This is a genomic window from Parvibaculum sp. (genome assembly GCF_049671045.1).
Classification (GTDB): Bacteria; Pseudomonadota; Alphaproteobacteria; order Parvibaculales; family Parvibaculaceae; genus Parvibaculum.
Genome location: NZ_JBATUH010000001.1, coordinates 1 through 13,362 on the forward strand (window position 1 = coordinate 1; position 13,362 = coordinate 13,362).

At 65.6% G+C, this 13,362-nt stretch carries 11 protein-coding genes and 1 riboswitch; of the genes, 5 read left to right on the plus strand and 6 right to left on the minus strand.

The features are described from left to right. The 3 genes from cydB to WBG82_RS00015 all read right to left on the minus strand — a co-directional run. A partial coding sequence (gene cydB, locus WBG82_RS00005; protein WP_424419902.1) for a cytochrome d ubiquinol oxidase subunit II occupies nt 1-713 on the minus strand: 713 nt, incomplete at its 3' end. Continuing rightward, a complete protein-coding gene (locus tag WBG82_RS00010) occupies nt 710-2,128 on the minus strand; it encodes a cytochrome ubiquinol oxidase subunit I (protein WP_424419904.1) in 1,419 nt (472 codons plus the stop codon). The genes WBG82_RS00010 and cydB, both read right to left, overlap by 4 nt. Before the next feature lie 100 nt (nt 2,129-2,228). Then, nucleotides 2,229-3,668: a histidine kinase dimerization/phospho-acceptor domain-containing protein gene (locus WBG82_RS00015; protein ID WP_424419906.1), complete on the minus strand. Its 1,440-nt coding sequence runs from the start codon at nt 3,666-3,668 to the stop codon at nt 2,229-2,231. Between the two features lie 606 nt (nt 3,669-4,274). Between WBG82_RS00015 and hisS the strand changes: the two genes are divergently transcribed. From hisS to WBG82_RS00035, 4 genes are all read left to right on the plus strand, one after another. After that, nucleotides 4,275-5,798: a histidine--tRNA ligase gene (hisS, locus tag WBG82_RS00020; protein ID WP_424419908.1), complete on the plus strand. Its 1,524-nt coding sequence runs from the start codon at nt 4,275-4,277 to the stop codon at nt 5,796-5,798. 87 nt (nt 5,799-5,885) lie between these two features. Then, nucleotides 5,886-7,058 carry an ATP phosphoribosyltransferase regulatory subunit gene (locus WBG82_RS00025; RefSeq protein ID WP_424419910.1) on the plus strand — a complete coding sequence of 391 codons (1,173 nt, stop codon included), beginning with the start codon at nt 5,886-5,888 and terminating at the stop codon, nt 7,056-7,058. After that, nucleotides 7,058-8,035 carry an ATP phosphoribosyltransferase gene (hisG, locus tag WBG82_RS00030; RefSeq protein ID WP_424419912.1) on the plus strand — a complete coding sequence of 326 codons (978 nt, stop codon included), beginning with the start codon at nt 7,058-7,060 and terminating at the stop codon, nt 8,033-8,035. Before WBG82_RS00025 ends, hisG begins: the two co-directional genes overlap by 1 nt. Before the next feature lie 212 nt (nt 8,036-8,247). Further along, a complete protein-coding gene (locus WBG82_RS00035) occupies nt 8,248-9,018 on the plus strand; it encodes a TSUP family transporter (protein ID WP_424419914.1) in 771 nt (256 codons plus the stop codon). 3 nt (nt 9,019-9,021) lie between these two features. On the opposite strand, the gene WBG82_RS00040 is transcribed toward WBG82_RS00035, so the two are convergent. Both WBG82_RS00040 and WBG82_RS00045 read right to left on the minus strand, forming a co-directional pair. Then, the gene (locus tag WBG82_RS00040; protein ID WP_424419916.1) at nt 9,022-9,840 is read right to left on the minus strand and encodes an SDR family NAD(P)-dependent oxidoreductase; all 819 of its coding nucleotides are present in this window, start codon (nt 9,838-9,840) and stop codon (nt 9,022-9,024) included. Further along, nucleotides 9,837-11,186 (minus strand): flavin-containing monooxygenase, encoded by a 1,350-nt coding sequence (locus WBG82_RS00045; protein ID WP_424419918.1) that lies wholly within the window; start codon nt 11,184-11,186, stop codon nt 9,837-9,839. Before WBG82_RS00045 ends, WBG82_RS00040 begins: the two co-directional genes overlap by 4 nt. Before the next feature lie 85 nt (nt 11,187-11,271). Here WBG82_RS00045 and WBG82_RS00050 point away from each other — a divergent pair, with 85 nt between their 5' ends. Then, nucleotides 11,272-11,895 carry a TetR family transcriptional regulator gene (locus WBG82_RS00050; RefSeq protein WP_424419920.1) on the plus strand — a complete coding sequence of 208 codons (624 nt, stop codon included), beginning with the start codon at nt 11,272-11,274 and terminating at the stop codon, nt 11,893-11,895. 48 nt (nt 11,896-11,943) lie between these two features. Here the strand turns inward: WBG82_RS00050 and glyA are convergent, their stop codons facing one another. Then, nucleotides 11,944-13,206 carry a serine hydroxymethyltransferase gene (gene glyA, locus WBG82_RS00055; RefSeq protein ID WP_424419922.1) on the minus strand — a complete coding sequence of 421 codons (1,263 nt, stop codon included), beginning with the start codon at nt 13,204-13,206 and terminating at the stop codon, nt 11,944-11,946. Nucleotides 13,207-13,254: 48 nt separating this feature from the next. After that, nucleotides 13,255-13,341, minus strand: a riboswitch (ZMP/ZTP riboswitch). Between the last annotated feature and the right edge of the window lie 21 nt (nt 13,342-13,362).

Below are 13,362 nucleotides of genomic sequence, written 5' to 3' on the forward strand. Positions count from 1 at the left end.
GTGAGCGCGGGCACGGGCGCGAAGGCGATGATGTTGATGCCGCCGAACCAGCGCTCCGCGACCGCTGGCGACATGAGTGGCGTGAGGATGCTGACCGCGCCCATCGCCACGATGACGCCGCCGCCCGTCACCATCGCCGCGCGCCGCGCCCATGTCTGCGTCGCATTCTCCGTCTTCAGCACGAGCCATGTCGCGCCGAGCAGCGCATAGCCGCAGACGACGCCGATGCCCGTCAGGACCGAGAAGGGCGTGAGCCAGTCGAAAAGACCGCCCACGAAGCGCTGGTCCTCGACGCGCACGCCCTGAATGAGCCCGCCGAGCAGCAGCCCCTGCATGAAGGCCGAAACGATCGAGCCGCCGAAGAAGGCGCGGTCCCATATGTATTTGCTCGTCGTCGCGCCATGCCGGAACTCGAAGGCGACGCCCCGGAAGATGAGGGCGAAGAGAAGTCCCATGATCGGCATGTAGAAGGCGGGGAGCGCCACCGCATAGGCGGTGGGGAAGAAGACCATGAGCCCGCCGCCGCCGAGCACGAGCCATGTCTCGTTGCCGTCCCAGACGGGGGCGACGGAATTCATCATGGTCGAGCGCGCCGTGTCGTCGGGCGCGAAGGGAAAGAGGATGCCGACGCCGAGATCGAAGCCGTCGAGCACCACGTAGAAAAGGATGGCGAGCGCCATCACGCCGGCGGCGATGAGAGGCAGGTCGATCATGGCGTCACCTCCGCGCCCGTTCTTTCCGCTGGCGGCAGGACGAGGCCGGGCCGCGCGCCCTGAATGGCCTCGGGTTCGTTCTCCGGCCGCTCGGGCGGACGCGGGCCGATGCGGACCAGCTTGGTGAAGTAGTAGAGATAGGCGCCGAAAAGCCCGCCATAGACGATGAGGAAGATGGCGAGGCTCGTTGTCACCGCGCCCGCATCGACCACGGGCGACACGCTGTCGGATGTGCGAAGGAAGCCATAGACGGTGTAGGGCTGGCGGCCAATTTCGGCGACGAACCATCCCGCGAGAATGGCGACGACACCCAGCGGCGTCGCTGCTGCCGAAAGCCGCATCAGCCATTTGTCCGTATCGAGACGGCCACGCGAGCGCGCCACGGCGCTCCAGAGGCCGACCAGCAGGAAGAGAAGGCCGAGCGCCACCATGACGCGGAACGACCAGAACACGATGCCGACCGGCGGCCGGTCTTCTCTCGGCACGTCGCGCAGGCCCGGCACGATGCCGTCCATGTCATGAGTGAGGATGAGGCTCGCTATGCCCGGAATGCCGACTTCGAGATGGTTCATCTCCCGCTTCGCGTCGGGAATGGCGAAGAAGAGGATGGGCGCGCGCGCCTGCCGCTCCCAGTTTCCTTCCATCGCCGCGACCTTGGTCGGCTGGTGTTCGAGCACATCGAGCCCGTGCTGGTCGCCGATGAGGATTTGCAGCGGGGCGAGCACGAGCACGGCCCAGAGCGCGATCGAATAGCTCGTGCGCGCGAGCAATGTGTGCTTGCCGCCAAGGAGATAGATGGCCGAGATGCCGGCGATGAAAAGCGCAGACGCGAGATAGGCCGCCGCCACCATGTGCAGGAAGCGATAGGCGAAGGACGGATTGAAGATGATCTCAGCCCAGTCGTCGGGCACGAAATGTCCGGCGGCCATGTCGAGATGCGCGCCCGCGGGCGTCTGCATCCAGCTATTGGCGGAGATGATCCAGAAGGCCGAGACGACCGTGCCCGCGCCGACGAGGCAGGTGGCGAGGAAGTGCAGGCGCGGCCCCACCTTGTCCCAGCCGAAAAGCATGATGCCGAGAAAGCCCGCTTCCATGAAGAAGGCGGTGAGCACCTCATAGGCCATGAGGGGGCCGATGACCGGCCCGACGATGCGCGAGAATGTCGCCCAGTTGGTGCCGAACTCATAGGAAAGCATGATGCCCGAGACGACGCCCATGCCGAAGGTAAGGGCGAAGAGGCGCACCCAGAACTGGTAGAGCCGCTTGTAGATGTCCTCTCCCGTCCTGAGCCAGAGCGCCTCGACGAGAATGAGGAACCCTGAAACGCCGATCGTCAGGGAAGGGAAAATAATGTGGAACGAGATGGTGAAGGCGAACTGAAGGCGCGAAAGGACGACGACGTCGAGTTCCGGCATGGCCTGTCTCCGAACCCACTTCGAGCCTCATGAATATACATGAGGCAGGTCCGCAAGTCACAGCGCCAATCGCCTGTTTTTAAACGCCGACTATTCGGGTTCAGCGGATCACGCGGTCGGCCGGGAAGCTCAGCATGATCGTCATTGGCTGGGCGGCGCTTCCGATATCGAGTGTGCCGCCATGAAGCTCCATCACCTTGCGGGTGAGGGAGAGGGCGAGCCCTTCCTCGCGGGCGGCGCCGCTGTCCTCCGAGCTCACGAAGGGATCGTCATGGCGCTCCAGCGCATAGGGGAGCGGCGTCTGGGCGTCGGTTTCGTCTTTCTGCGGAACTTCCGCGACGGTGAGGACGAGGCGTCCGTCTTCCTCGCGCGCTGAAAGCCGCAGCGTGGCGCCCCGGCGCGCGCAATGGATCGCCTCGGAGATCAGCCGGAAAAGCCCCTGTCGCAGCCGCCGCGCATCGCCGCGAAGGCCGGGCAGCCTCGGCGGGCAGTCGATCTCGAGCCGCACGCCCTCCTTGCCTGCGAGGAATTTCTGGCTGGCGGCGGCGATCTCGACGAGCTGGCCGATATTGCAGATCTCGTTGGTGAGATCGAGTTCTTCCGTCTCCGCCTCCGCGATGCCGAGCAGATCCTCGATCATGTCGAGAAGCATGGCGCCGCTCGAATGAATGTCGCGCGCATAGTCGCGATAGCGCGGCTGGCCGATGGGGCCGAACTGCTCGTTCTTCATCAGCTCCGAAAAGCCGATGATATGCGTGAGCGGCGTTCTGAGATCGTGATTGACGTTGGAAAAGAAGCTGCGGCTGCGCTTCAAGGTCTCGCGGCTCTGCGCTTCTGCGGCCTGCATCGTTCGCTCGAGCTTGCGGCGCACCGTCGTGTCGTTGAGTGCGGCGACGCGCGCGGGCACGCCGCCCCATTGCGTGTCGACGATCCGCATCTCCGCGAAGCGATTGTCGCCATCGGGCCTGATGACCGCGACTTCGTGCTCGCCGGGCTCGGTCGGCAGGCCGAAGGGCTTGCCGAGGATGTCCGATGCCCTGCGGCCGAGAAGCTCCTCGGCGCCGCCATTGACGAAGCGGACATTGCCCTGGCTGTCGAGGATGACGATGGCCTCGGGTGTCTCCTGGACGAGCGTGACCTGGGGTTCCGCTGCCGGGCGGACGCTTGCCGTGCACTGCGCTTCCCGCGCCGCGCGCCGCACGGCGGCCCTGCGAATGGCGAGGGTGAGGCCGCGCAGCGAGCTGCCGTCGCACTCGATGCAATCCTCCGCTCCCGCCTCGATCGCGGCCGTTTGAAGGCTGGCATCGTCATTGCCGATGGCGACGACCGGCGCATCGGGGCCAAGCGCGATGGCGCGCTTGAGGAAGCCCATTTCCTTCGATCCGCCCGCGCCGACATCGATCAGCACGACATCGAGGCCGGGCGAGAGCAGCGGGTCGATGCCCTCGCAGGGGCGCGAGAAACTGAAAGTGATGGGGCCGGCGAGGTTCGCCGAATCGAGGCCGCGCAGAGCCTCGCGCAACGGCACATCGTCGCTCACGACGTGTGCGGAAAGCGGCTGCAGGCGCTCTTCGCCTTGATATTGACGCGTTGCTGGCGCGGAAGCGGCTGCTGACGTCTCCTTGGGTTGGCGCATCATAGGCTAGCCCTTCGCCCCCCGCCCTGGATCGATACGATCACTGTTCCACCCGTCACGCGATCGATCCCGCCCCCGGTTAAGCTTCCTTTCCGGCCCGGCCGGAAAGCTCTTCGGAAGCCGTCAGCCGGATGCGGCCCGTCTTCCGAATCGATCTGTCCCCACGATCCGCCCAATTGGTAAATGCTTGGTAAAGATACCGCGTATCTGGTGGACGGGCTGTGGGTAAGCCACAAGTGGTACGTCGCCCCGTGGCGGAAAAACCAGGAATTTCAAGTCTCTGGGCGACCTTCGGCAGGGCGCGGCAGGGTAAATGGAATTGCCGTTTCCGGCTGCCCGGCGCCCGGATCCGGGCGTGGCGCGGCGGTCAGGGGCCCCGGTCCGCCGTCATCGTTAAAAATGTGCTGATTCGCGGCCACGCGCCGGCGCGGGCAACCTTGTTCCCGTGGATGCAATGGGTTAGGTATGCGCCCGCGCTTTTCCGAAGCGCTTCCAGGGCTCCGGACGATCATGGCCAAGCAGGAAAAGACCTTTCGCCCCAAGGCGCGCGTGCCGAAGGGGCTGCGCGATGTCGCCGCGCCGCTCGTGCGGGCGGAGGCGCGCATGATCGCGCGCATTCGCGAGGTCTATGAGCGCTATGGCTTCGATCCGCTCGAAACCTCGGCTCTCGAATATGCCGATGCGCTCGGCAAGTTCCTGCCCGATGAGGACCGGCCGAACGAGGGCGTCTTTTCCTTTCAGGACGATGACGAGCAGTGGCTCGCGCTGCGCTACGATCTGACGGCGCCGCTCGCCCGCTATGTCGCGGAGCATTTCGACGCCCTGCCGAAGCCCTTCCGCCGCTACCAGACGGGTCCCGTCTGGCGCAACGAGAAGCCGGGGCCGGGCCGCTTCCGCCAGTTCACCCAGTTCGACGCCGATACGGTCGGCGCGCCCGGCGTCGCGGCCGATGCCGAGATGTGCATGATGGCCTGCGACACGATGGAGGCGCTGGGCCTTGCGCGCGGGCAGTATCGTCTCCGCGTCAACAATCGCAAGGTGCTCGACGGTCTCCTTGAGCAGATCGGCCTCGGTAGCGATGCGGGCGACCGCACGCATATGACCGTGCTGCGCTCGATCGACAAGTTCGACAAGCTCGGCCGCAAGGGCGTCGAGCTTCTGCTTGGCGCGGGCCGCAAGGATGAATCCGGCGACTTCACCAAGGGTGCGGGCCTCGCGCCGGAGCAGATCGCGCGCGTGCTCGACTATGTGGAATCGGGCCTCAACGAAGCCTCCGCCGATCGCGGGCTCGTGCTTGAGGGCTGGCGCAAGGTCGTCGGCGACAGCGCCATCGGCCGCGAGGGGATCGACGAGCTTGCCGACATGGACGCGCTCTTCACCGCCGCGGGCTATGGCGCAGATCGCATCGAGTTCAACAGCTGGATCGTGCGCGGCCTCGGCTACTACACGGGCCCTGTCTTCGAGTCGGAGCTTCTCTTCGACGTGAAGGATGAGGACGGCAACACAGTCCGCTTCGGCTCGGTGGGCTCGGGCGGGCGCTATGACGGCCTTGTCGAGCGCTTCAAGGGCGTGAAGGTTCCGGCGACGGGCTTTTCCGTCGGTGTGAGCCGCCTTCAGGCGGCGCTAGAGGCGCTGGGCCGCGTCGAGGAGGATGCCATCGCCGCGCCGGTCGTCGTGCTGACGCTCGATGCCGCGAACATGGCCGGCTATCAGGCCATGGTGAGCGATCTTCGCGCGGCGGGCCTGCGCGCGGAAATGTATCTCGGCGGCTCCGGCATGCGCGCTCAGATGAAATATGCCGACAAGCGCGGCGCGCCTGTTGCCGTGATCGAGGGCGAGGACGAGCGCGCCAGGGGCGTCATCACGCTCAAGGATCTGATCCTCGGCGCGGAAGTCTCGCGCGAGATTACGGACAATGCCGAGTGGCGTCAGGGCGCCGCCGCCCAGATCGAGGTCGAGCGGGCGGGGCTCGTCGAGGGCGTGCGCGAAATTCTTGCCCGGCACGGTCTGCATTCGGGGCCGCATCGCCGCTAGGCGATCCTTCTCAGCATTCCCGAAATTAACGAAATTCATGCTAAACAGGGCGCGTCCGGAGGATAGGGCGCGCGAAAGGTCAAATCCATGTCATCGACGCCAGCCACCATGAGCGAGCCGCGCCGCGCCCGCGAGGGCATGGCGGCGGCCATGCGCGCCGTCTTCGAGAAGTCGGGCTTCGCCTATGTCGAGCCGCCGCTTCTGCAGCCTGCGGAGGTTTTTCTCGATCGCTCGGGCGAAGATATCCGCCGCCGCCTCTATGTCTTCAGCGATCCGGGCGGCCGCGAGCTTTGCCTGCGGCCCGACCTCACCATCCCGACCTGCCGCCTCTATCTCGAGGATGGGGGCGCGGGCGAGGCGAGGCTGTGCTATTCCGGCCCGGTCTTCCGCTTCGAGCCGAGCGCCTCGTCGAAATCGGCCGAATTCGTGCAGACGGGAGCCGAATTCTTCGGCGGCGCGGACGCCGAAGCGGCGGACGCCGAGATGCTGGCGCTGACGGCGGACGCCGTTCGCGCGGGCGGGCTTGGCGACTTCGACATCGAGATGGGCGATCTTGCGCTTTTCGATGCGCTGGTCGACGCGCTCGACATTCCCGCGGGCTGGCGCTCGCGCCTCAAGCGGCACTTCTGGCGGCCCGCCTATTTCAAGGAATTGGTGACGCGGCTCACGACCAATGGCGCCTCGTCGGCCGGCGATGCGCAGGCCGGGCTCCTTGCCGCGCTGGGCGCGCTCGACGAGGCGAGCGCCAAGAGGGTCATTGCCGATGTGCTCGACCTTGCAGGTATCGCGCCGGTGGGCGGCCGCAGCATCGCCGAAATCGCCGAGCGGTTTCTGGAGCGCGCGGCCGACGCCAATACCGCGCCGCTCTCAAGGGAGACGGCCGATCTCATCGGCGCCTTCCTTTCGCTCTCTCTCGCGCCGAAGGATGCGGCGAAAGCGATCCGTGATCTGACGGAAGCGGCGGGCATTTCGATCGGCCGGGAACTTGCGGCTCTCGAACGGCGCTTCGAACTCATCGAGAAGAAGGGCGTCGATCTTTCGCGCGCCCGCTTCCAGACGGGCTTCGGCCGCACGCTCGAATATTACACGGGCTTCGTCTTCGAGCTGCGCGCGGCCGGAAAGGGTCCCGAGGGCGCAGTTGCGGGCGGCGGGCGCTATGACGGCTTGCTGCAAAGCCTCGGCGCATCCGCGCGCATTCCGGCGGTCGGCTGCGCCATCACGCTCGAGCGGCTGGCGGGCGCAACGGGGGAGGTTCGCTGATGGACGACGCATTGATCATCGGCATTCCCTCCAAGGGCCGCCTGCAGGAGAACGCCAACGCCTTCTTCGCCCGTGCGGGGCTCGCCGTGAAGCAGGCGGGCGGGGGACGCGAATATGTGGGCCGCATTTCCGGCGTGAAGGATGTTGGCGTCGCCTTTCTGTCGGCGTCCGAGATCGCAAGCCGGCTCGAAGACGGCTCCATCCATTTTGGCGTGACGGGCGAGGACCTCATCCGCGAACAGCTCGCCGATGCCGACAGTTCCGTCGAGCTTCTGCTGCCGCTCGGCTTCGGCCATGCCGATGTCGTCGTCGCCGTGCCGCAGAGCTGGATCGACGTTTCCACCATGGCCGATCTCGACGATGTGGCGCTCGCCTTTCATCGCCGGCACGGCCGCAGGCTCCGCATCGCCACCAAATACCTCAATCTCACGCGCGAATTCTTCGCCGCGCATGGGCTTGTCGATTACCGCATCGTCGAAAGCAGCGGCGCGACCGAAGGCGCGCCCGCGGCCGGAACGGCGGAAGCCATCGTCGATATCACGACGACGGGTTCGACGCTCGCCGCGAACAATCTCAAGGTTCTCGACGATGGCGTGATGCTGAAGAGCCAGGCGAATCTCGTGGCGAGCCTTCGTGCGGATTGGGGTGAGCGCGCGCTTGCCGCCGCGAGCGCCATACTCGACCGGATCGACGCCAAGCGCTTCGCCGACAGCCATGCAGTCGTGACGGCGGGAGGCGGCCTCTCCGATGCGGCAGCGGCACTCGCCATGCTCGGGCGCGATTTCGGCTGCCTGGACGGCGGAAAGGAGAATTCCGTTCTCTGTCCGCGCGAGCACATTCACGCCGCCGCGACGAAGCTGCGCGAGCTTGGCTGCGAAACGGTCACCGTGTCGGCGGCGGAATATATATTCCGTGCAAGGAGCGATCTTCTGCCCCGGCTCAAGGCGCGTCTTGTCAAGGTGCGGCCGGGGCTCTGATGCCCCGGGCCGGTTGCCGCGCCAGGGCCCGGCGCGGAGTCGTGCCTCATAATTTTACAATCATCACAATCGGACAGATCGGGTCCGGCGCAAGCTGTCAATAACTGACATTAATAAAATCAATGGGTTATTGATCGAGCAGCCGTTCGAGCGCAGATATGTGTCAATGAAGTAAATGTCTTCGTCAGCCCCTCTGGCCGGAGATGCCTCCTATGACGCCTCTGCTTGCCGCCGCCATCGGCGCCGTCGTTTTTCTCACTTCGGCCATTTCCGGCATCTTCGGCATGTCGGGCGGCATGATCCTGATGGGCTTTCTGGCCTGGGTTCTGCCGGTGAGCGCGGCCATGATGCTGCATGGCGCGACGCAGGCCGCCGCCAATGGCTATCGCGCCGTGCTCAACCGGACCGATATCGACTGGCGCATTTTCGGCCGTTACATCGTCGGCTCCATGCTCGGCCTCGCGCTGCTGACGGCCGTCGCCTATGTGCCGGACAAGGTGACGATGTATCTCCTTCTTGGTCTGGTGCCGTTTGCTGCCGCCGCCGTGCCCCAGCGCTGGGCGCTCGATGTGACGAAGCGCGGCGCTGCCGAGATCTGCGGCTTTCTCGTCACGCTTCTCAACCTGTCGGCGGGCGTCGCGGGCGCGCTGCTCGATGTGTTCTTCGTCCGCACCACGCTCACGCGCCATCAGGTCGTCGCAACCAAGGCGGTGACGCAGACGCTGAGCCATATCCTGAAGCTCGTCTATTTCGGTCTCATCCTGCGCATGGCGGCGGATGACGCGGCCGGCGCCGGCGCGGCCAGCGTTCTGCCCTGGTGGATCTTCCTTGCCGTCATCCCGCTTTCCATGGCCGGCACGACGGCGGGCAAGAAGGTGCTCGATCGCATGACCGACAGCAATTTCCGCGTCTGGAGCCAGCGCATCACGCTCGCCATAGGCGCCGTGCTGCTCTGGCGGGGCCTCAGCCTCCTTGTCGCCTGAGCGTCAGCGCTCGATCGTGAGATTGCGCTCGGCGAGGAATTTGATCCGTCCCTTCTCGCCCGAAGCCTCGAAGCACGGCAGCACCTTCTCGATCGCCCAGGGAATGGCCGCCATCACGCGGGCCATCACGCTGTCGCTGTAGGGCACATAGGTTTCGAGGCGTCCGCTGTCGAGCGCCGCCATGCAGGCGTCCGCGACTTCGGCGGCGGTGAGCACCTTGCCCATGAAATTGAGCGGCGAGCCGCCATGCGTCGCTTCGTAGCGCAGCATCGGCGTGTCGACGCCGCTCGGAAAGACGCCCATCACGCGAACGCCATCGCCCGCGAGTTCCGCCCGCACCGAGGTGAGGAAACCGCGCAGGCCGAATTTCGACGCGGCATAGGCGGCGCTGCCCTTGAGAGCCATGATCCCGCCCATGGAGACGATGGAAACCATGTCGCCCGATCCGCGGAGACGCATGACCCGCGCCGCCGCGCTTGTGAGCTGCATGGGAGCGATGAGGTTGATGAAGATATGCCGGTCGAGCACCTCGGGCGCCAGCCGGTCGGCATGGCCGGGCTCGATGAAGCCCGCATTGTTGACGAGGAGATCGAGGTCGGGATGTTCCGCCTCGATGGCAGCCGCGAGCGCAGCGATACCTTCGGTCGTCGAAAGATCGGCGCGGAGGGCGAGCGCGGGGCGGGAGAGGCGCTTCGCCACCGCGCCCATGCGCGCCTCGTCGATATCGGCGAGGATGAGGCTGTAGCCGCGCTTGTCGAGACGAAGCGCGATTTCCTCCGCGATGGCGCCGCCGCCGCCCGTAATGAGTGCCTTCTTCATCATGCGGCCTCCCTGGCGGAGGTGTTGCGCAGCCGCTCGAAGCAGCCGTCCGCGAGAGCGGGCCAGCCGAGACGCCTGCGCAGGCGCTTCATCTGCTTGCGATAGGCATTGATCTCCACATAGGTCGCGTGCCGCGCGGAACCGACGAAGCGGATGCCGCCGCTGAGATCGGGCCGGTCGTTCGTGATGAGCCTGTTTATGCCGTCGGCCTCCGCGCCACCATTCGCCCGGGCGAGGATCGTGCGCGCGATGAGATCGGCCATCTCGTCGAAGAGCTTGTAGGCGCCGCCATTCGTCTCCATGAAGCCGAGCGCGTAGAGCGCGCCGTCCTCGCGGCTGAAGAGGTTCATGTAGAGGTCCGGCCGCCCGTGCTTCCAGACAAAGGCGTCCGGTTGAAGATAGGGCACTTTCCACTGATAGCCCGTCGCGCAGAGCACGAGGTCGATTTCCTCCGCGCTTCCATCGATGAAATGCACGGTCCTGCCCTCGAAGCGCGCCACATCGGGCTTCGCCTTGATGTCGCCATGGGCGAGGAAATGCAGAAGCTGGGTGTTGACGATCGGATGCGTCTCGAAGACGCGATGATCGGGCTTCCTGAGGCCGAGGCGCGTGAGATCGCCATTGAGGACGCGCAGCACCGCGCCGAAGACGCGCTGTTCGAGCCACATCGGAAGCTGCGGGCCCGATGCGGCGAAGGCGTCGGCCGGAATGCCGAAAATATGCTTCGGGATGAAATGATAGCCGCGCCTCATGCTGATGAAGGCCTTGTCCGCGCTCTGCGCCGCGTCGCAGGCGATGTCGCAGCCCGAATTGCCGGCGCCGATCACGAGCACGCGCTTGCCCTTGAACCCGTCCATGGAGCGATAGCTCTGCGCGTGGCGCATCTCGCCCGCAAAGCTGCCCGGATATTGGGGCAGCGAGGCGTGCCAGTTGGTGCCGTTGGCGCAGACGAGCGAGGCGTAATCCTTCGTCTCGCCGGTCGAGAGCGTGACGCGCCATCCCGCCTTCTCGCGGCGCGCCTCCTTCACCTCCGTGTTGAAGCGGATATGCGGCCGAAGTCCATAGGCATCGGCGAAGGCATGCATATAAGCGAGGATCTGCCGGTTGGAAGGATAGTCCGGATAGTCCTCCGGCATGTCGAAGTCGTGATAATGCGATTGCGTTTTCGACGAGATGAAATGCGCGGAATTGTAAACGGGCGAGCCCGGATTGGATGGGTCCCACAATCCGCCCACATCGGCGTGCCGCTCATAGACATCGAATGGAATGCCGAGGGCGAGAAAGCTCCTCGCCAGCGCCAGCCCCGCCGGTCCTCCGCCCACCACACAGACACGCCCCGCTTGCGTCATCGATCGGCTCCTTGCAAAATGTGAGGAATCCTCATATTATGAAAATGATAATCCCTCACATTCTATCGGCGCAAGAGGATTCGAGATGACGGTCGAGACGGCCCGCCGGAAGCCCACACAGGCCCGCGCCCGCGAAAGGGTGGAGCGCATCCTCGCGGCGGCGGCGGACATCATTTCGGAAACGGGCAGCGAGCCCATGCGCATGTCGGAGATCGCCGAGCGCGCGGGCGTGCCGATAGGGTCGCTCTATCAGTATTTTCCGGACAAGGCGGCGATCCTGCGGACGCTTGCGATCCGCGTCATGGAGCGTGTGCGGCAGGGCCTCGTCGCGGGCTTTGCCGAGATCCGCTCGGCGGGAGACGCGATTGCGCGCGTCGACGCATCGCTCATGGATTATTACCGGCTTTTCCTCGACGAGCCGGTCGTGCGTGACATCTGGTCGGGCACGCAGTCCGACAAGACGCTTCAGGATCTCGACATCGAGGACAGCCGCGAGAATGCGCGCATCTTCTTTGCCTCCTTGAAGCATCTGGTGGCGAAGCGCGATCAGGCGCGGTTCGAGGCGGCGGCCTTTCTGCTCATGCAGCTCACGGGCACGGCCGTCCGCCTCGCCATCGCCGTCGACCGCAGGGAAGGCGACAGGCTCATGAAGGAATATCGCGCGCTGATGCGCCGTGAACTCGAAAGCCTGCTTCATCCGCGTGGCTGACCGGCCCCACGCCCCGATGGGCGCAGAGCCGGGCGGAACGGTGCGGGATCAGAGCCCCGGCACGGGGAAGCGCGCGGTGAGGGCGCGGGTGCGGCTCGCGAACTCCGCCTCCGCTGCGCTGTCGCCCCTTGCGGCGAGCGTGCCTGCGATGATGGCAGCGATTTCCTCCATCTCATCCGCACCCATGCCGCGCGCCGTCGCGGCGGGCGTGCCAAGGCGCAGGCCGGAAGGCCGCATCGGCGGATTGGGGTCGTCGGGGATCACCTGCTTGTTGCTGGTGAGGCCGACGCGGTCGAGCGCCTCCTGCGCCTCGGCGCCGTTGAGGCTGAAACTTGCCACCGTGTCGATGACCATGAGGTGATTGTCGGTGCCGCCGGTGACGAGCTTCGTCTGCCGCTTCACGAGCGCCGCGGCGAGCGCCTTCGCATTGGCGAGCACGGTCCTCGCGTAATCCTGAAAGGCGGGCATGGCGGCGAGGCGGAAGGTCGTTGCCGCCGCCGCAACCTGGTTCATATGCGGCCCGCCCTGAAGCCCCGGAAAGACCGAGGCGTCGATCTTCTTCGCGAAACGCTCCTTGCACAGAATGAGTCCGCCGCGCGGGCCCCGCAGCGATTTGTGCGTCGTCGTCGTCATGATGTCGAAGCCGGCATCGAGCGGATTTCGCATGACATTGGCGGCGATGAGCCCACCGATATGGCTCACATCGGCCATGGTGAGCGCGTCCACCTCGTCGGCCACGCGCTTGAAGTCGGCATAGTCATAGTCGCGCGGATAGGAGGAATAGCCGCAGACGACGAGCTTCGGTCTCGTCTCGCGTGCCACCTTTCGGAGCGCCTCGAAGTCGATCGCGCCCGTCGCCGGATCGGTTTTGTAGCGCACGAAATTGAAGAGCCGCCCCATATGCGAGACGGGCGCGCCATGGGTGAGATGCCCGCCATGGCTGAGGTCCATGGCGAGGATCGTCTCGCCTGGCTCGAGAAGGCCGAGATAGACCGCCTGATTCATGGGCGAGCCCGAAAGCGGCTGCACATTCGCATGTTCGGCGCGGAATAGCGCCCTGGCGCGGTCGCGCGCCAGCGTCTCGATGCGGTCGGTATATTCCTGCCCGCCATAGTAGCGACGGCCCGGATAGCCCTCCGCATATTTGTTGGTGAAGGCGGAGCCGAGCAGTGTCAGCACTTCGGGGAAGGCGTAATTCTCAGATGGTATGAGTTCGAGCCCGGCGCGCTGGCGCGCTTCCTCGCCCTTGAGCGCGAGGAAAATGTCTGGATCGGATTGGGCGAGGCGGGTTCGGCCTGCGGTGTCGGTCATCTGTCGTCCTTTCGATGCCAAAACAAAAAACGCCCGGCCAGCATTCTCAAGTGCTGCCCAGGCGATCGGCTCGAAATCCAGTCTCCGCGCTCCCCGATGGTTGCCCATCTCATATCGCCAGTCGCGCGGAGGATATGTGCGACCGGTAACGCGGTG

Excerpts from the sequence above, each read along its gene's own strand:
- glyA (WP_424419922.1), bottom strand. The coding sequence starts at position 13,206 with ATGACCGACACCGCAGGCCGAACCCGCCTCGCCCAATCCGATCCAGAC.
- WBG82_RS00045 (WP_424419918.1), bottom strand. The coding sequence starts at position 11,186 with ATGACGCAAGCGGGGCGTGTCTGTGTGGTGGGCGGAGGACCGGCGGGG.
- WBG82_RS00050 (WP_424419920.1), top strand. The coding sequence starts at position 11,272 with ATGACGGTCGAGACGGCCCGCCGGAAGCCCACACAGGCCCGCGCCCGC.
- WBG82_RS00040 (WP_424419916.1), bottom strand. The coding sequence starts at position 9,840 with ATGATGAAGAAGGCACTCATTACGGGCGGCGGCGGCGCCATCGCGGAG.
- hisS (WP_424419908.1), top strand. The coding sequence starts at position 4,275 with ATGGCCAAGCAGGAAAAGACCTTTCGCCCCAAGGCGCGCGTGCCGAAG.
- WBG82_RS00010 (WP_424419904.1), bottom strand. The coding sequence starts at position 2,128 with ATGCCGGAACTCGACGTCGTCGTCCTTTCGCGCCTTCAGTTCGCCTTC.
- WBG82_RS00035 (WP_424419914.1), top strand. The coding sequence starts at position 8,248 with ATGACGCCTCTGCTTGCCGCCGCCATCGGCGCCGTCGTTTTTCTCACT.
- hisG (WP_424419912.1), top strand. The coding sequence starts at position 7,058 with ATGGACGACGCATTGATCATCGGCATTCCCTCCAAGGGCCGCCTGCAG.
- WBG82_RS00025 (WP_424419910.1), top strand. The coding sequence starts at position 5,886 with ATGTCATCGACGCCAGCCACCATGAGCGAGCCGCGCCGCGCCCGCGAG.